Raw genomic sequence first — 18,983 nt, 5'->3', positions numbered from 1 at the left:
CTATTTCGCGCCCCATGCAGCAATCAATTTTTCAAACTGAGCCTGCACATTGTTATTATTGATACCTTGAGTTTGTTGGTTAATTGCATTAACAAGCTCAGTAAATGACGTTTGGTTATTGTTACTGGTAACCGCTGCAGTTAGCGCATTCACAGCCTCTTTATTATCAAGGGCTGCAAGTTGCTCAATTAACGCCTGCAAGTGTGGCTGACAGTTATTACCAGCTATAGCACGGCTTAATTGCTCTAAACTTGCCATATAAGGCGTTTGCACAAAACCATTATCAAGCGATTGCGCTATGCTACTAATTGCTTGTTTATTATCTAAACCTTGAATATTCACACCAACACTTTGTAATAACTGGCTGTAATCGTGGCTTAGGTTGTTTTTACTGAGTTTACCGGCAATCTCTTCCAGTGATTGATGCAAATAGCCCATTTGCTCCACCGCCATCATCACCGGGCTGCCTGCGCCATCAAGTTTATTTAAACGTACAAAGTCACCTTTAATTTGACTAAAGCGCTGCTGCTGCTCTGCGCTTAAGGTGCCACGCAGTTCACCGAGTTTAAGTAAGTTCTCTTCAGAGCCTTTACTGAGTGTTTGCGCTTCACCACGATAATGGTCACAAATTAAGTTTTCTAGCTCTTCGTCATTCATGGCAGCAACGACTTTTTCTGCCATTTTATTCATATTACGGTAGCTGCCTTGCAATTTAAATGGCGGCTCTGTGCGATAATTATTATCTTGCGCGGCTGAGGCAATATACTGGGCGTTCACTTTTAGTACGGTATTACGAATAGTGATTAATCGGCTGAGTACCGCTTTAATTTCGTTAACTTCCGCTTGTGAATAGCCGTGTTCAAGCTCATTTAATGAAATATCTTCGCCTTGACACATCCGCACTAACTTATATAAATCTTCCATGTTACGGTTAGCCAATGGCGCTAATACTGTATTAGATGTTAGCGCATTTTCTATAAAGCTCATGGCAAACTCTTGCTCACACCCGGCTAAGGTATCGCCAAGATTATAAATATCGGCGCGGTTTGCCAACATATCAGGAATTTTAAAGCTCTCACCAGATTCTGTATACGGGTTACCTGCCATCACTACGGCAAACTTTTTACCGCGTAAATCATAGGTTTTACTTTTACCGTTCCACACCCCGTCAATACGTCTTGAGCCATCACACAAAGAAATAAACTTTTGTAAAAACTCAGGGTTAGTATGCTGAATATCATCTAAATACAGCATCACGTTATTGCCCATTTCAAAGCTCTGATTGATTTTTGCAATCTCTTTTTCAGCAGTAGCATTAATGGCTTGAGCAGGATCGAGTGACACCTGATCGTGCCCTATCGACGGGCAATTTACTTTTACAAAAGTCAGCCCTAAACGGTTAGCAACGTATTCCACTAAGGTGGTTTTACCGTAACCTGGCGGCGAGATCAGTAATAGCATGCCCATTAAATCAGTGCGTTTGTTTTTACCTGCTGAGCCAATTTGCTTTGCTAAGTTATCGCCAATAATTGGGAAGTACACTTTATTGATCAGCTGATTACGTACAAACGAACTAAGCGGCCTGGCTTTAAATTCATCAAGCTGCAGGCGCTCTTTTTGCTCAGCTAAAATATCACTGCGCAATGCATGATATTGCTCAAAAGCCGGCACTTGCTCAGTAATATACTTACGCGTGCGGGCATAAAACTCAGCGTAATCTAAATTTAAAACTTGCTCTTGCACTCGCTTATGCTGCCCCATTAAGTGTTCAACTTGCGTGCTCGGCGTGGCATCCAGTACGGTATACTGCAATGCTGTAGTGGCACTGAGGTGTAAGTAGTTAGCCGCTTCCGCTTGCACCATTGCCGATACTTTAGGATTTTGCATGCAGTACGCATTAAGCCAACTTAAAAATAATAATGCCCGCTCATCAGTTTGCTTTACGTTTTCACAGGCCTGAGCAAGCTCGTTGCTATAACCTTTGGCTTTAGCGTCACTGCTAAACTGTTCAGCTAAATTTTTAGCTTGCTGAGAAACGATAAATAGCTGTTGCTCTGCCGTTTTTTGTTGCGCTAATTGTTGCACTAAATAAGCTGCGGCCAAGTCAGTGGATAAATCAGCAAAACGTGCAGATAATTTGCTAACTTGAGTTAAAAAGACATTGATCTGTTCACTTAACTGCGCGGTTAACGTGCTGATAAAGCTGGTCGCAGCAAAGTGTTTATCCATCAAAATAGCATTGCTCGCTTGATGGAAATATTCGTTCAGTTGTGCAGATGACAATTGCGCACTAAATAACTGCGCAATAATACGACAACTAGCCGGATAAATAAGTAAGTCCAGACTATTTTTTTGCGTCAGTAAGGTGTCAATAATTGCCCATGCATCGTGGTCATGAATGCCTTTTTCATAGCCTTCTTGATAGCGCGGTTCAGCAAATTTTTGCACCAGCTGCAATAACTGTTTATCTCGTTGTGCCTGCTCTAATTGTGCAAAAGTCAGCGAATGCTCACTGTTTTCACAAGCGAGTAATATTTGCGCAGCTAAATACTCACCACGATAAACCACCTCACTTTCCGAAACTAATGTTTGTTGCCACAAATGACGACTTTGCTGTAACGTTTGTAAGCTTTTCTCATCTGTTATTGGCTCAAAATAATCAGTACCCGTTAAGTGCAGCATCAGCTGCTCGTCACGCGGCAATAAGGTTAAATCGAGTAATTGCTTATTAACACTAAAAGCGTGCTTACCAATACTGACTGTATTGCCGCCATCAGTGAAAATATCTTGTTTATCACGTAACGAACGTATGCCCTGATCTTTACTGGCTTTTAGCTTTGATTGGATATCATCGGCACGAATTTCATCGCCTAACTCTTTAAGCTCACTAGTCAATGCACGAAGCTTGCTGATCATAGGATCGGCGGCAAAATAAGTATTTAATGCATCAAGCTCAGTAAAGCTTTGCGCACGGCGGTTAACGCCTTGCAATATACGCTCGGCGGAATTGGCTAGATTCAATGCGCGGCGCTGACGGGTATCAATTAAGCTTTGTTTATGCGCTTCAAAGCTTTCGTATACGTCATCACGTTTGGCAATGATCTCTGTCAGGTATTCGTCAAAGTCACTAAATTGCGATTCCAACTCTTCAAGCTGAATAAGCAAACGTGAAAGTTGCTCGTCACACGCCTCTGGGGTTTTAGCATTATTTAGTGCGTTGGTAATACTTTGCGAAAAAAGCTTAAAGCGTGCGGCAAATTCAGCTTTAGCTTCAACACTGCCAAGGCTCTTTTGGCGGATTTCAATACTCGCTTTAGCACGATTAACCAACGCATAAACAGCACTGATATCTTCGAGGATTTGCGTGCGCACACGGCTGTCGTCGATGTCTAAATCAAGCATAGTGTGGTTAAGTAAATCCAGCTCTACACTTTGCGCATCTAACTGTGCAATATAGGTCTTCAGCTCGCTAACGCTTTCGCTTTTACTGCTTAGCTCTTCAAGCTCTTTAAGTTTTTCGTGGTACGGCGCCAGCGCGCTGTCTTGTTGTAAAAACGCAGCAGTTGCTTGGCTTACTTCCACCAGCCGTGTATCAATTTCACTTTGTAAGTTATTCAGTGCAGCAATATCTATATATTTAATATCTTCAAGGCTTATTACTTGCCCTTTGAGCATTTTTAATGCATCAATACCTTGCACAAATTGCGGTGCGACTTTAAAGCTATCAGGACGTACTTCTCGGGTTACATCAGTGTATTGCTTATTAATATCCACCAAGGCTTGCTTGGCTTTGTTTTGAATCTCGGTGACTTTTTCAAACTCATCAAGCACTTGCTCAGCGGTTTCATTGATGCTGTGTAGGTTTTGTGCGATTTTCGCAAACTCGCTTTCGTTAAGCCAATGGTAACGGTCAAAGATATTCCGGCTAAGGGCAATTAAATCTTCGTAATGAAATAAAGTCGGGCTTTGCTCGCTAATGGCTTTATAGACACTGTATAAATCAGAAATACCGCGAACTAAATCGGGGTTACCTATTTTACCAAAAAAGCTAGTAAGTGGCGGCGCATTGGCTGCAAATTCAGCCGATACAAACGGGCTTTGCCAAATTTGAATCGGATGTACTCGCTCCGCTTGGTCTTTATCGGCTTTAAAAGTCAGCGTTATACCATCGTTGTAAATAGCATAACCGTGACAATAAATTGGATTTTGCAGGTTTTTATCAATAATATTATAGGCAAATAGCGCGTAACGGCCTTCACTTGGCTCGTAAAACACGTATAAAACATCTTCGCCGTTTGGTGACTTTATATGTCGGTGAAATTCTAAATCTTCTATTTGCTCTTCAAACGAGCGTGCTTGCCCTGATTGTAAGTAGTAACCGCCAGGGAAAATAATGCCGTGATCTTCAGGTAAAGTAACACATGCACTGCCGATTGCATCTTGGCGCATGACCTGCTGAGTGCGGGTGTTATAAATAAAGTAACGCCATGTTTTTTCACGGTATGGGAGAATTTTTAGCAGCACTAAGTCGCCTACCAGCGCGTACTCAACTTCGCTGTCAGCAAGGGATTGGTTTTTATCATCAACAGCTTCTTGATAAATCCCTTCACCGGTGTCAGTGCTGTTTTCTATTTTAATGGTCAGTGAACCGCCAATGGTTTCAACAAACACTTGGTCCGCGATGTTGATATGAGCGTGGCGCCCTTCTATGTGGTTACTTCGGTCAGTTTTGAGCCATTCAAAATCATAGTCATGTGCGTGTTGAATATCACGCTCACCGCGGTTATCGATATAATTAATGGTGTTGTCTGGGTGAATTTCCCAGCGAAAAACCCGCACATCCGATAACTTGTCACCGATTTGGAATAGCGCAAATAGCTTGCCATTTTGTTGATATAAATGCTGTAGGCTGGTTTGTTTGTAGTAGGTATACAGTTCTTCAAAATCACGAATAAAACGACTATCGGTTAAAAAACGCGTTGTCTCTGGGTAAGGCTCAATTTCGTAATGGTCGTCTTGCTCCACCAGCTTTTGTACACTAAATACATCACTGATTGCGGTTTCTTTTTTTAATCCCAAAAATACGTTGTAAGCAAAGATAACTTTATCGCCAATAATCACGATATCGCGCGGGGTACAATTTTGCTCCGTACGAACGCGAACACGCCCTTTTACTTGTAGATCAGTGCTACCAAACTCGTTAATACGCTGTGTATTTACATCATCTATTTGCGTTTTTAAACTAGCACCAAAATTATTTAAGCGGCGTTTAATTAAATCGTACGAGCCTTGTTCTAGCGCTTGTTGAGTTGCGTCCGTCATGAAACCTATCCTGAAATTTAATAGAAGTTAGCCGCAATAGTTAAACTATTGCGGCTACAACGAGAGAACTTAGAAATTAAGCTAGTCTTTTGGATCTAGTTTAATTTTCTCATCTAACCCACCACCTAAGTTACCGCCTAACATGCTTAGTAATTGGCTTTTTTCAGCCGCAGAGGTATTACTTAACTGCTTTAATAACTTACTCATGTTGAAGTTTTTAAGTGTTTCGGCTGAGCCATTCGCCCCAGCTAACACCCCTTTTAGGTCTTCAATTAAATTACGATCACCATTTAAGTGATCTTTAAATACGGTTTGTACGGTTTTACTTTCATCAACTAAGCCATCAATTGATTTACCTAAACTAATTGCACTCATAAATTGATTAAAGAACTGACCATCGCCGCCCATAATATTAATATCAGCATTACCTAAGGCTTTCGCCATAATATGTGCTTGGTGCTCAGCAATGTCTTTGCTGGCCGAAATTTTTGCCAATACGAGCTCTTTTTGCTGGTTAAGCTGCAGCGTAAAGCTTTCGTAATCGCGAGCATCTTGATCCATTGCGTTCAAGGCTTGTAGCTTCTCTTCAAGGCCTTTTGCTTCGGCGCGCATCTTACGCTCTAGGTTAATCGCTTCCACTTCACCTTGTTTCTCATTCGCATCAGCCATGGCTGTTTGTACTTGCGCCTGAGATAAACCAATTTCACGATTACCTTGTGCTTCAGCTTCAAGTTTTTGACGCATTACTTTAGCATCAGTTTCACCTTGAATTGCATTTGCTTCGGCCTTCGCTTTAATAACATCCGCTTCAGCAAGCCCTTTAGCAGCTGTTTCAACTTGTTGCGCATGCGCCAAAATCTTTTTCGACTCAGCTTGTTGATTAGCAATTCTAAGCTCTGCATTGGCCATTGTTTCAAGCTCACGAGCTTTATATTCTGCGGCTTGCTCTTGCGCTTTTGCAGCTTCGATATCTTTTACTAATGACTGTTCGGCTTCGGCTTTGGCACGAATGATCATCGCACTCTTCTCGCGCTCTGCACCTGCGAGTACTTTCACATCTTTAATGCGCTCTTCTTCTTCAGCCACTGATTTTTCAACAATCACGCGATCACGCACTACATCGGCAATTTCTTTACGTTCTACTTCCAGTGCTTTTTCTTTATTGATGCGCAGGATTTCGGTTTCTCTTTCACGTTCGATCACTTCAATTTCACGTGAACGAGCAACTTTCTCTTCTTCAATACCCAAAACGCGTAATCGGTTTTGTTCGGCAATATCAAGCTCACGTTGCTTATTTTGCTCGCTAATGCCAATCGCTTCTTCTGTTTGAATGCGGGCTTGCTCTGATTTTAAGCGCTCTTCTTGGCGTACTTTTTCAGCTTCGGCATATTCGCGGGCTTTCACGGTTTCAATTTCGCGCACTTGACGTGACATGGCATCTTGCTTTTGGCGCTCAATTTCCAGTGACTTTTCGGTGGCTTCTTGATTTTGGATCTCAATTTTAGCGCGTTCATCACACTTCAATTGATTGGTAGATACATTTTGTACTGCGGTCATTTCAGTGATGCGGCGAATACCTTCGGCATCGAGAATATTTTGCGGATCGAGCTTATCAATTGACGTTTGTTCAAGGTAATCAATAGCAACATCTTCAAGTGAATAACCCGATAAATCTTGGCCAATCACTTCTTTAATATTATCGCGAAATTCATTTCGGTGAGTAAATAACTCAACAAAATCCATTCGCTTACCAACAGTTTTAAGTGCTTCTGAGAATTTCGCTTCAAACAATTCTTGCAATGTGGCGTGCTCTGATGCACGGGCGCAACCGACTTGCTTAGCAACGCGTAAAATATCTTCTTTGTTTTCGTTAACACGAATATAAAAAGTAATGGCGATATCGGCGCGAATATTATCTTTACAGATCAAACCGCCTTTATCTTTACGCTCAAGCACCATGCGCTTGGTTGAAATGTCCATCACTTCCATTTTATGGATCACAGGATAAACAATTCCGCCCGTAGTGGTGACATCGGGCTCGTTCTTCATTTTATTAATGATCAGTGCTTGGCCTTGCTCTACCTTGCGATAAAACTTGCCGATAATTAGCAAAATAGCAAAAATAACAGCGATTGCTATACCTACAAATGTCAATATAGGTATGAGATTATCTAAAAATTCCATGTTATGTCCTAACGTGATTATCGATTTATTATGTGTTACTTACCCCTAAATAAACTAGGGTATTACCAAGGTTTGGCGGTAATAATGTAACAGTGTTGCTCTTTGAGGTGTTCAAGCAACACCGCTGTGTCACCTGATGTAAATTGCTCGTCATTTTCAGCTCTAACTTCAAGTAACTGCTCAGTACCTTGAAATTTAACCCGTGCTTGGCCAAATGTATTTGTTACTTTGCCAGTAACAACAACACATTCTAAACCCAGTAAATCTGAACTTTGCGAGGTTTGTGCGCTGCTAAAAAAGCGCTGTAATGGCCGAGAAATAATGGCCGCAATTGGCATAGCAATCAGCAAACAAACGCCCAGCATTAGCACGCCAAAAATATAAAACCACATACCATCGCCTAACAGGTAGGCAAAAAACTTATGGGCATAGATGCTGATCAACCAGCTACTCATCACTACGAGACTAATAGATACAGTAATTGGTATGCCACCAAACCCCATGCTAAACCATGAACTCAAGCCTGAGCTTTGCGACGCATCGGCTTCAATTTCTAGATCTGATTCAAACATGTCAATATCAGCAAAGCCAATAAGGGTTATTAGCCAAAACAACATCACAACTAACAACAGGGCTGAAAAAATAACGGTGGGGAAAGTAAGCGCTAAGTTTAAAAATTCCATCATTACAACTATCCATTTATTTTAAACGCAGTAGGCGATAAAACTTTTTATCATTTAGTCGCGTAAATGTTAAGTGTTTTATGGAAAATCAACGTTGTTAATATAAAAAATTGTAAATGAACGACTACTTTGAAACGTTAACTTAGCTTAATTAACGACTTAGAAGTAAAAAAACGCCGCAATTTAGCGGCGTTTTACTTTGTGTGTATGACGACCTAAGTTACATATTACCCAGCTTTATCATCATTGCTGTATACATTTTAAGATTGAGCTTAAGTTGTTCAACTGTAATAAACTCATGCTCTGAGTGACCGGTGTAGCGCTTGCCTGGCATTGATGGCCCAAACGATACTGCATTATCAAATAACTTTGCATTGGTACCGCCACCAATAGATACAAATCCAGCCTCTTGATCACCGGTAAAGTGTTTAAAAATATCTAATAATGCTTGTGCATGAGGTGCGCTGTCGAGCAACATTGGCGTGCCAATCACCACATCAACACCAGATAACTTTACGTTATTTCTCACTTGCCAATTACTCAGTGCGGTATCAATTTGCGTACGTAATACCGCTTCATCTTTACCCATTGGACGACGTAAATTCACAGCGAGTGTGAGTTCATTACCATCACGTTCAATAAGCGTTGGTGCTACTGTCATAGGTCCCATAAAGTCATGTTTATAAGCAATATCACCAAACTGTTTGCCATGTATATCAAGACCAATTAGCTGATTAATAAACGCAATTGCTTGACCATCACTGTTATTCTCAAGCTCAATACCTTTAAAAGCTTCCGCTAAGTAAGCAATGGCGTTAACCCCAGATTCTGGCTCTGATGAATGAGCAGACAACCCTTTTACGCTGATAACAACACCATCAGCTTGCTCGCTAAAGTTAAATTCCACAGCGTTAAGCGCACTCGCTGCATGTTTAAGTTTGCTGACTAACGCAGTATCGGCGTTATGTAACACCACACTCGCATCTTCTGGTATTTGGCTTTTAAAAGCGCCGCCAGTAAGTTCACTTACATACACTCCTGTTTGTGCTGAGGTAGCATTAAACGTTGGTGCAATTAAGCTCCAACCTTTTTCCGCGACAACCACCGGGTATGACGCATCAATAGTAACCGCATATTTAGGCTGCTGATAGCTTTTCATAAACTCTTCAAGCGGACCCCAATCAGATTCTTCAGCTAAGTAAATCATCAACTCAATACGATTATTAAGTGTGATCTGTTGATCTTTTATAGCTTTCATTGCATATAAAGCGGTCGCGATAGCACCTTTATCATCTTCTGTTCCACGCGCAATTAATTTACCTGGCTCTGAGGTACTATCTATTTCAAACGGGCTTTTTTTCCACTTACTTGCGTTGGCAGGTTGCACATCGCCATGGGTTACTATGGTTACCTTTTCAGTTTGTTGCCCCATACCAATAAGTACGGTGTAACCTAAATCTTGGTAATCAAAACCAAGTTCAGCAGCTTTCATTTTTAACAAAGCTTTAAAGCCAATAAAGTCGGGATTATCAGGAGTATTGATGCCGTCTTTATTAACCGTCGGGAATGATACTAAATTAGCTAAGGTATGAATTTGCGCACTTTGGTAGGTATTTACAGCATAATCAGCAACGCTGTCATTAATCTTATTTAATTTTGCATGTGCGTTAAAGGCCAATAAAGCGATACTAGCTAAAGCTAATTTTTTCAAAACAAGTCCCATTCAATTAACAACTAAGAATCACAATTATAACGCTCTGGCTTAATAACGAACAATGCTTTGCGATAGACCGACAACTTATTATTAATAAAACATAGAGCAAAGCAGCTAGGTAAATAATAGGCTGTAAGAAACTTAAGGTTTCATCTGATCAACCATTTCAACAAAACGTTTAACCCCTTGCGTAATTTCACTTAACCCTTGAGATACTTCTAAAATACTTTCTTGCCCTTCGTTTGCAATACCAGCGACAGATCCTAATAGTTCATCCATTTGACTTATCAACGCTTGAGTTTGCTCAACGACACGGCCTATCTCTGCGGTCGATTCTGCGGTATTACTTGCAAGTGTGCGCACCTCATCAGCAACGACAGCAAAGCCACGTCCAGCTTCACCAGCTCGAGCAGCTTCAATTGCAGCATTAAGTGCAAGTAAGTTTGTTTGATCTGCAATAGATCGAATAGTAACCACAATATCAACTATACTTTTAGACTGTATTTTAAGCTCTTTCCCTGTTGCCGTTGCATTATTAACTCGTTCAGCAATGTTTTTTGATGTTTCAACAGCTAAGCCTAAAATATTTACTGCATTGGAAGTTACTTGACTGGTTTCCTCTGAAATAGTCGCAGCTTGATCAATCGTGTTAAATGCTAAGTTAACGCGCTCTGTTATGTCTGATGCAAACTTAATAACTTTATATACCTTACCGTTTTCATCAAAGATTGGATTGTAAGTTGCCTCAAGCCACAAAATGCGACCATCTTTGCTAAATCTCTTAAAACGACCTGAATTAAATCGTCCCTTACTAAGGCTCTGCCAAAACTCTGGATTTTTAAGATAAAACTCTTTATCACAAAATATTTTATGATGTTTTCCTTTTACTTCTTCAAGTGAATAATGAACGGTTGATAAAAAGTTTTCATTAGCATCTAAAATATTTCCTTGTGTATCAAACTCAATGACTGCTAACGATAGATCTAGCGCATTAAGAATTGCATCTTTGTTTTTCAACACATTATTTATAGTCGTGATGTCATTGGCAATTTTAATAACTTTACTTACGCTGCCATCATCTTCTACAACTGGAAAATAATTTGCTTCTAAATAAATAGGAACCTTAGTTTTTGTAAAACGTAAAAAAGTACCACCAAATGATTTACCCGCACTTAAATCTTGCCAGAAATGGCGATAGTCCTCAGAATTTACATAGTCTGAATCACAAAATATTTTATGATGTTGGCCAACAATCTCACTAAGCTTAAACCCCATTACATCTAAAAAATGTTTATTAGCATCAACAATGATGCCATCCACTGTAAAACTAATAAAAGCTATATTAGATTTAATTGCATTTAGCTCTTTTTGAGCCTGAGAGGTCATTGGGTCAGTTTGTTTATGTTTATCTAAAACAGCATTCTTTGACTTAAAAAACATCATTTTATCCTTTGACTGTATCATTCTTATTAGCTATTTAAATCATAGAATTAACAACACTACTCTTTAACAGCCACACTTTAATTGTGACTACTATTCACTACCATTTAGTAACAAAAATCAATAATATCTAATAGTTGAGAATTTTAAAAAGAGCAAGATTAGTCATCAAATTAGTAAGGGGTATTACAGAAAACGCAGGAGATATAAACGATAATAGTATAGGGATAGTTGAGTTTCTAAAATAAATGAGCTATCAGTAAATCTTGTTACTTTTGAGCAACTAAATTTTTAATGTGTTAGAGCATTTAAAATGCCCACATAACAAACATTTTATAAATTTATTAGTCATATTTGCATACAACGAAGTATAATGCGCATCTTAAAATTATGGGGTCGATCATGAATCGCAGAAAGAAAATCGTTACAAAGTTTAATAACAAAGATAAGCGCGCAAATGCAAAATTACATAAAAGTAATAAGCCTGCTTATGTGTCTAAAGCTGAACGTGAAAGATTGGCACTACTCGCTCAAGAACAGCAAATAGACACTTTAAACGATGAAGCGAATTGATAAACCAATAAAAACATAAACTTGAGATTTAAATAAAATAAAAGTTAATAAATAGTTGCAAATTACACACCTAACTGTAATGTTGAATATTCAGCAACAATGCTGAAACACACCAATAATCACTTAGGAGGCATAAATGAACAAATTATTTATTATCGCTCCTAGTGCTCCTCAAGAATGTTCTGTCAACTATCATTTAAGTGAATGGTTCGACGAATAAAAAAACCTGAATAATTTAAAAGCAATAATGCCTCGCAGTAGGAAGGCTTCTATGTAATTAAAATTCAGGTAACAATAATGAAAAGAAAACTCTCAATTCTTAATGGAACACTAGCCGCGTGCATGTTTTTTTCGTTTGCAAGTAATGCTTGTTTAACAAACGAAGTTGAATCAAACGACACTGAAAGCAATGCAAATTCCCCACTTTGTAGTAATACCACCGTTGCAGGCTCGTTGAGCCGCAATGATACTGATTGGTTTAGCTTTGAAGTAACTCAAGTCGGGCCTATTGAGGTCAGCCTTGAGCACAACACTAACGATGATTTTGACTGGGCATTATACCAAGAAATAGGATCTGCTGTTGCCGAAGGGGCGACCAGTAATGTTCCAGAAACAGGCAGTTATAACGCACAATCAACGGGTACTTATTATGTAAAAGTAACGCGTTACTCCGGTACAGGTTGGTACGATTTAACGGTCAATTTTGGTGAAGGTAGTAACACCGGTGGCGGAAGTGGCAGCGGTGATTGTGGCTATAGCTCTCGCCCTGCAAAGCCAAGTTCATTACAAGCATATTTACAAGGTGGCAGTGCTGATTCATGCAGCACATTAACAGCTGATCAAGGTGCTGTATTACTGATGGGTGGTGGCAGCGATGTTGATCAAGCATTTAGTAATCGCGTTGCTAACCATGTTGGCAGCGGTGCCGATGTTGTTGTGCTTAGAACCTCAGGTACTGACGCCTACAACGATTATTTACTGAACTTAATGAATGCCGACTCAGTAGAAACACTGATCATTGATACTCGCAACAAAGCGAATGATGACTATGTTGACTGGGCTATCCGCAGCGCCGAATTTGTATGGATTGCAGGCGGTGACCAATCAGATTATCTTAATCAATGGCAAGGTACAAAAGTACAAACCGCTGTGCAACACGTTTTTGATAAAGGCGGTGTCGTTGGCGGAACGTCTGCAGGCATGGCGTTAATGGCAAACAGCGTGTACGACCCAGATGGCGTTGCTGGCGCAGTATCAGATGAAGTAGTCACTGACTTTTGCCACGAAACACTTAACTTCAGCAGTCGATTTATTGATGTGCCTGTATTAAACAACAGCTTAACCGATACGCACTTCCAAGAACGTGACAGAATGGGGCGTGCCATCGTGTCTTTAGGCCATCACAGCAATCAGTATTTTTCTATTGCAGCCAGTGAGGCAACCTCACTGTTCATCGATGCCTCTGGTACAGGTGTTGTTGACGGCAGCAATGAAGTTTACATCTTTAAAGAAACCGCTAATACGCAAAGAGTGACATTGCAATGTGGGAGCCCAGTAAACTATCAAAATATTAATAGAGTAAAGCTACTACCTGGTGATAATTACAATGTGGTTAGCCACGCTCATAATGGTATGCAACTAGACGTGAGCATTAATGGTAATAACAATAACTTCTACTCCCCTATCAATCCTTATTAATTCCCCCAGTTAAGAGCCCTTTGGGCTCTTTTTTATTTAAAAAGCAACTTGAGCAATTTCAATCAGGCAGGCATTCTCTTACTTTGTCACACTGACGCCACTTCTGAATAAAAGTATAACGAGTAACTATGAAAAACACGCACCTACAGCGCATCCATCATGTCTGTGATTATATAAACCACCATATTGATGAGCCACTTACATTAGATAGTTTAAGTGCCGTTGCCTATTGTTCTAAATTTCATTTTCATCGTTTATTTATCTCAATAATGGGGGTAAGCGTTACTAAGTACACGCAATTTGCTCGCTTAAAGCGCGCCTCTTATCGGCTTGCTTTTGAGCATCACAAACGCATTATTGATATTGCATTAGAGGCAAGTTTTGAAAGTCCTGAAGCTTTTAGTCGTGCTTTCAAACGTGTTTTTGCTCAATCCCCAACTCAATTCAGAAGCACACCAAACTGGCCACATTGGCATGCGCAGTTTGACTTTAAAATACCTGAATTAAAGGTTAGTAATATGAAAGTAGAAATTGTTCACTTTGCACCGCAAGCTGTTGCGTTGCTTACCCACAACGGTTCGGCCACTAAGCTTATGGAAACAGCCGCACAGTTTATTAAATGGCGAAAAGAGTCAGGCTTATCACCGGTAAAAACCAGTGATACTTATGGCATCCCTTATAGCGATCCTGCGGTGACTGACGACAACGATTTTCGCTTTGACTTCGCCGGCAGCGTCAAGCAACCAATTAGCGATAATCAATATGGCGTAAGAAATGGTGAGATCCCGGCAGGTCGCTGCGCTTTAGTCAAGCACTTTGGCAGTCATGACACTATCAGCGACACTGTTTATTATCTATATCGTCAATGGTTACCAAACAGCACTGAAGAAGTTAGAGATTTTCCGTGCTTCTTTCATTACTTAAATCTCATTCATGAAGTAGATGAGTGTGATTTAATAACTGATATTTACTTGCCGCTAAAATAATAATTAACCGCAGAGGCAAAATCTCATTATTGCCTCTTCGTTCTGTATTCATACTATTACAATTTCACACCTTCAAGCCGTTTAAAGCCAAGGAACTAAAATAATGCGTATAACGGATCGCTACATAGCCAACCACAGCGCTTGCTACTAGCAATTCAACTACCGCTAAATGATGTATTTGGTTTATAAACTGTACATCAACATTCATAGTTAGCATCCAATCCGCGAGTTTAAATAACGCCGTAGCACCAATGACCATGGGAAAGGTAAATGCAGCAAACCCAGGGCAAAACCTGCGGCGTAGTAATTTAAAAAATGCCGTATAAATAATGAGTGTCATTAGTATGGCAATACCAAATAACCCCCCAATTATCACTGGCGACGGCTGGGTCACTACAGTGAAATACCCCGCCAACGATAAGCTTGCCGGCGCCGCTAATATAGCTAATGTGGGCTGTGCAGCATCAGGAATTTGCTCAGCAAATATTATCCGGTAAATCATTAACGGCAACATAACTGCGTACATTAACATGCCAAAATAAAGTGCTGCTTGTGCTAAAAACAACAGTGCTGGGTTACCCGAGAACGCGACATCGGCAACAATAATACCCACCGGTGGTACAAACCAACTTGGCACCATGTGCTCAATTTTAAACTCACGAACACGATGAATAATAAAGCTCAATAAAAATCCCAAGTGCAATAAAAATGCGCCTACCCAAAGCACATCCCCTGCTAATGGATTAACGTGCCCTAACGAATTAGATACCACCAACGTTGCCATAGCAAAAGTAGGCACAACGCTACCTACAACAGGGTGCGCTAAATCGGCCTTTAATAAGTGTGGGTACAGTAAAAATTTTAAGCCAAGTATTAATAATAATGCGCTCGCAATTGCCGCCCCAGTGTATTGCGCTGCGCCATTTACATTAAACATATTTTCCCAAGCCCAACCAAGGCTGGCTATGCCTAATGCTAATCCACCCATTGGGGTAGGTGCGGTTATTACTTTGGCTTTTATATAATTAAACATGTTTATACTCCACACTCACTGTTTATCTTATAAAGAAGTTTAACCTTGCATTTTGTTTAGTTAAATCTAATTATATAGAACACATGTTCATAAAAATTAAACACCAAGCTCATGAATATTTCTCTTAAACAACTTAAAGTGTTTGTAGGTATTACTCAGCATGCAACACTTACCGCAGCCTCTGAGCGGCTTTACTTGTCTAAAGCGGCGGTGAGCATGGCGCTTAGCGAGCTTGAAAAGCAGTTAGGTCACCCACTGTTTGACCGAGTAAATCATCGCTTAATTTTAAATCAAGAAGGGCAAAAATTACTGCCCTTGGCCGATGAATTACTGCACAGAGCAAATGATATTAATACGCTTTTTTCGTCCCACGCAAAAGCCAGCGGCACCTTAAAAATAGGTGCCAGCGATACCATTGGTAATCATGTGTTACCCTCTATACTTAGTGGATTTCGCCAACAACAGCTGCATTATTCACAGCAAGTTTTTATTTCAAATTCTGAGCTTATTTGTCAAAAACTGCGCGATTTTGAACTCGACATTGCACTAATAGAGGGCCAAGCCCAGCAAAGCGACTTAGTCTCAACCGTGTTTAGTAAAGACACTATGTGTATTATTGCGCCGCTGTCCCACCCTTTAGCTAAAAAACCACAGCTTAGTTTTAATGACTTAGCAAACAGCGAATGGGTATTAAGGGAAGCCGGCTCTGGTTCACGCTCATTCTTTTTACAAAACCTCGCTACACATATCGATAATTGGAGCCAAAGTTTTGAGCTCAATACCACAGAGGCATTGATCAACAGCGTTGCTGAAGGGTTAGGGCTGGGATGTTTATCGTCACTCGCGGCACAATACGCTTTACAAGATGGCCGCGTTACAAAACTTAATTTAAACCACCCTATGCAAAGGCAATTTTGGTTAGTAATGCATAAAGACAAATATAAAAACCCGTTGCTAACGCAGTTTATAGATTTTTGTGATCAGCTATAATGTAGCCATGCTAAACATCATGGCTACATTTAGGTAGTTTACTTAAAATGCGTAGCTGATACCGGCATTAACCGAGCGACCTTGTCCTGCTAATTGGTTAAAGCCTTGGCCTTGATCCACATTAAACTGGGCAATACTGACTCCGCCTAAAGGCTGCTGGTAGTATTCGTCAAGTAAATTAGTAATTGCCAACTTAACTGTTAGCTTATCCCATGTCGCCTTGGTTGCTAAATTCACTAAGCTATAGTTGGCTGATAGATTTTCAATACGACGTGGATCTACACGCGTTTTGCTATCTACCCACTCCCAGCTCAATGAGTTTTGCCATTTACCGAGTTGTTGCTCAAGGGCTATTTTGCTATGCAGTGGCATTATTTGATATAACGGCTCATCACTGTCATCACGCTCGCCATGGGTGCTATTAAGCGCGGCGGTTAAATCCCATGTGCCTGCATTTTTACTATCAACAACACGGATAATACCTTCAAGCTTAGTGCCATAAAGTGTGGCGTCTAAATTGGTAAATTGCAGGGTATTACGCTCAGTTAATGCCTTATCTGTGCGGTTAGTACTGCCAACAACAGTAACATCAATATAATCATTTACTTGGGTATACCAAGCGTTAGCTGTTATTTGCCACTGACCATCTTCTGCCGATTTAGTGTAACTGGTGCTGATGGTATGCGCGGTTTCGGCTACTAAGTCTGGGTTACCAATATAACCATTACCATCACCAAACCAACCAATCATACTGGTCGACATTGTGCTGACACCCCAGCTATAACGTTCATATAAATTAGGCGCACGATTTTTACGTGCTAAGCCAAATTGTAGTTCATCTTCATTAGTAATTTGGTAGCGTAATAATAGGCTGGCATCCACAAGCGTGTCACTGCGCGCGCGATCCATGGCATTAAACTCTTTTGCAGCATCTTTATTTGGATCTGCCATATTCATTGCTGGCATACTTCCCATACCTGACATTCCATTCATGCCATCACCCATGTCTGAATATGGCTGCACTTCACCGGTATCCGTTTGCACATATTCAATACGCGTACCAGCAGAGACCCACCACTTGTTATTTAGCTGCTTTTGCAGCTCAGCAAAACCGGTGTAGCGGTCACGTTCACCGTCATTAATATTTACATAGTCGTTAGGCCCCATCATCATTGAGCCTTCAATCGCAGGCCACCAATCATCAATGCGGTAACCATAGTATTCTTGGCCGAGCAGTAATACAGTGTCAGCATCAAAGTCTAAACGCCAATTAAGTTGATAACTGATATCTTGCGCGTCGGTATTCATCGGCATCATGCCGGTTTTTTCAGCGCTGAAAAAACCCATTTCGTGCTTTACATCATTAAAGTTTATTTGCGCTCGAAACTCACCACTTTCAAGCTGGCGTTTATACTGAGTGACTATGCCATAACTGGTGTTATCCGTCATATCCATATATTGATTAGCAAAGCCCTGAAAGGGTATTTTTTGATGCGTTAATTTAACCACTAGCTGTTGTTTTTCATCTCGCAGCGCTGCGGTTAATGCATGATTTTGCACGCGATATAGAGTATCTAATACTAAATCACCATTACCATCGTCATAACTATCAGCGTCTTCAAAGGCACCTTGATAATTTAAACTAAAGCTGTCACTGGCAAGTCGTGCGCCAACACCAACCGCTTGCGCATTATTTACACTGCGATACTGCGCCGACACATAACCTGAATGCCACACTAACATATCACTCTCACCATATTGCGGAGCAATGGTGTTTACTACAATAACGCCGGCAATGTTATCGCCACCAGCGCTTACTGGCGAAATACCTGCAATCACTTGATAAGACGATAGCTGATTAGCCGAAATATAAGATAATGGTGGGTTCATCTGATTGCCACAGGCCGCAGTAATATCTGCGCCATCGACCAGTACTTTAACTCTATCGCCCATCATGCCATTTAATATAGGTAAACTAGAAATGCCACCTGCCGCAGAGAAATCCACCCCCAACTCAGTTAAAAGCTGTTCAGCAGAACCTAAATTTGCATGGCTGTTAACGTTTTGGCCCTGTACTTCAATCACTTCAATTGAATCATCAGCCAGTACATAAGGAGAGACTAAACTCGCAATGCAAAGTGCTAACGGAGAAAGTGCATAACGTGAATTGATAGGTGGATTGTGGTTGCTCATTTTATTCTTTAATTACAGCAGGTTTAAGATAAGCAAAGTATATAACTTGACGACAACACTGAACACGCGACAAATTGTCGCACCCCAAGCTCTGACTCGATGTTTATTGTTCTTATTTTAAACACGCTAATAACTTTTAAAAGGCTGTTAGAACACTAAAAACATAA

General features: G+C 40.5%; 10 protein-coding genes and 1 pseudogene. 4 read left to right on the top strand and 7 right to left on the bottom strand.

Annotated features, from left to right (window positions below):
• The 5 genes and pseudogenes from H5186_RS02175 to H5186_RS23295 form a co-directional block, all read right to left on the bottom strand.
• On the bottom strand, window positions 1–5,322 hold the full coding sequence (locus tag H5186_RS02175) for a DNA repair ATPase (protein WP_182794068.1): 5,322 nt from the start codon (window positions 5,320–5,322) through the stop codon (window positions 1–3).
• 81 nt (window positions 5,323–5,403) lie between these two features.
• Entirely contained in the window at window positions 5,404–7,506 is a 2,103-nt protein-coding gene (locus H5186_RS02170; RefSeq protein WP_145237480.1) for a flotillin family protein, read from the bottom strand.
• Window positions 7,507–7,568: 62 nt separating this feature from the next.
• Window positions 7,569–8,192, bottom strand: a complete 624-nt coding sequence (locus H5186_RS02165; protein WP_257325469.1) for a YqiJ family protein — start codon at window positions 8,190–8,192, stop codon at window positions 7,569–7,571.
• A 217-nt stretch (window positions 8,193–8,409) separates the two neighbouring features.
• Window positions 8,410–9,900 carry a dipeptidase gene (locus H5186_RS02160; RefSeq protein ID WP_182783825.1) on the bottom strand — a complete coding sequence of 497 codons (1,491 nt, stop codon included), beginning with the start codon at window positions 9,898–9,900 and terminating at the stop codon, window positions 8,410–8,412.
• A gap of 144 nt (window positions 9,901–10,044) precedes the next feature.
• Window positions 10,045–11,274, bottom strand: a pseudogene (locus H5186_RS23295) (methyl-accepting chemotaxis protein); the annotation flags it as partial.
• A gap of 471 nt (window positions 11,275–11,745) precedes the next feature.
• Between H5186_RS23295 and H5186_RS02150 the strand changes: the two are divergent.
• From H5186_RS02150 to H5186_RS02140, 3 genes are all read left to right on the top strand, one after another.
• Entirely contained in the window at window positions 11,746–11,916 is a 171-nt protein-coding gene (locus H5186_RS02150) for a DUF2986 domain-containing protein (protein ID WP_182783823.1), read from the top strand.
• A 297-nt stretch (window positions 11,917–12,213) separates the two neighbouring features.
• Window positions 12,214–13,614, top strand: a complete 1,401-nt coding sequence (locus H5186_RS02145; RefSeq protein WP_182783821.1) for a pre-peptidase C-terminal domain-containing protein — start codon at window positions 12,214–12,216, stop codon at window positions 13,612–13,614.
• A gap of 128 nt (window positions 13,615–13,742) precedes the next feature.
• Window positions 13,743–14,600, top strand: coding sequence for a GyrI-like domain-containing protein (locus H5186_RS02140; RefSeq protein WP_149980865.1), 858 nt, complete (start codon window positions 13,743–13,745; stop codon window positions 14,598–14,600).
• A 64-nt stretch (window positions 14,601–14,664) separates the two neighbouring features.
• Here H5186_RS02140 and H5186_RS02135 read toward each other — a convergent pair whose 3' ends face one another.
• Complete coding sequence (locus H5186_RS02135) at window positions 14,665–15,633, bottom strand: TDT family transporter (protein WP_182717032.1); 969 nt, start codon at window positions 15,631–15,633, stop codon at window positions 14,665–14,667.
• A 111-nt stretch (window positions 15,634–15,744) separates the two neighbouring features.
• Here H5186_RS02135 and H5186_RS02130 point away from each other — a divergent pair, with 111 nt between their 5' ends.
• Window positions 15,745–16,623, top strand: coding sequence for a LysR family transcriptional regulator (locus H5186_RS02130; RefSeq protein ID WP_182717031.1), 879 nt, complete (start codon window positions 15,745–15,747; stop codon window positions 16,621–16,623).
• Window positions 16,624–16,665: 42 nt separating this feature from the next.
• Here the strand turns inward: H5186_RS02130 and H5186_RS02125 are convergent, their stop codons facing one another.
• Window positions 16,666–18,816 (bottom strand): TonB-dependent receptor, encoded by a 2,151-nt coding sequence (locus H5186_RS02125; RefSeq protein WP_182783819.1) that lies wholly within the window; start codon window positions 18,814–18,816, stop codon window positions 16,666–16,668.
• Window positions 18,817–18,983 lie beyond the last annotated feature (167 nt).

This window comes from Pseudoalteromonas sp. SG41-2 (assembly GCF_014164535.1).
Taxonomy (GTDB): Bacteria; Pseudomonadota; Gammaproteobacteria; order Enterobacterales; family Alteromonadaceae; genus Pseudoalteromonas; species Pseudoalteromonas rhizosphaerae.
Note: the sequence above shows the minus strand (reverse complement) of the source record. Positions and strands in the feature narration are given on the sequence as shown.

Coding starts and splice junctions, on each gene's coding strand:
- H5186_RS02150 (WP_182783823.1), top strand. CDS start 11,746: ATGAATCGCAGAAAGAAAATCGTTACAAAGTTTAATAACAAAGATAAG.
- H5186_RS02175 (WP_182794068.1), bottom strand. CDS start 5,322: ATGACGGACGCAACTCAACAAGCGCTAGAACAAGGCTCGTACGATTTA.
- H5186_RS02135 (WP_182717032.1), bottom strand. CDS start 15,633: ATGTTTAATTATATAAAAGCCAAAGTAATAACCGCACCTACCCCAATG.
- H5186_RS02140 (WP_149980865.1), top strand. CDS start 13,743: ATGAAAAACACGCACCTACAGCGCATCCATCATGTCTGTGATTATATA.
- H5186_RS02130 (WP_182717031.1), top strand. CDS start 15,745: ATGAATATTTCTCTTAAACAACTTAAAGTGTTTGTAGGTATTACTCAG.
- H5186_RS02170 (WP_145237480.1), bottom strand. CDS start 7,506: ATGGAATTTTTAGATAATCTCATACCTATATTGACATTTGTAGGTATA.
- H5186_RS02165 (WP_257325469.1), bottom strand. CDS start 8,192: ATGATGGAATTTTTAAACTTAGCGCTTACTTTCCCCACCGTTATTTTT.
- H5186_RS02125 (WP_182783819.1), bottom strand. CDS start 18,816: ATGAGCAACCACAATCCACCTATCAATTCACGTTATGCACTTTCTCCG.
- H5186_RS02145 (WP_182783821.1), top strand. CDS start 12,214: ATGAAAAGAAAACTCTCAATTCTTAATGGAACACTAGCCGCGTGCATG.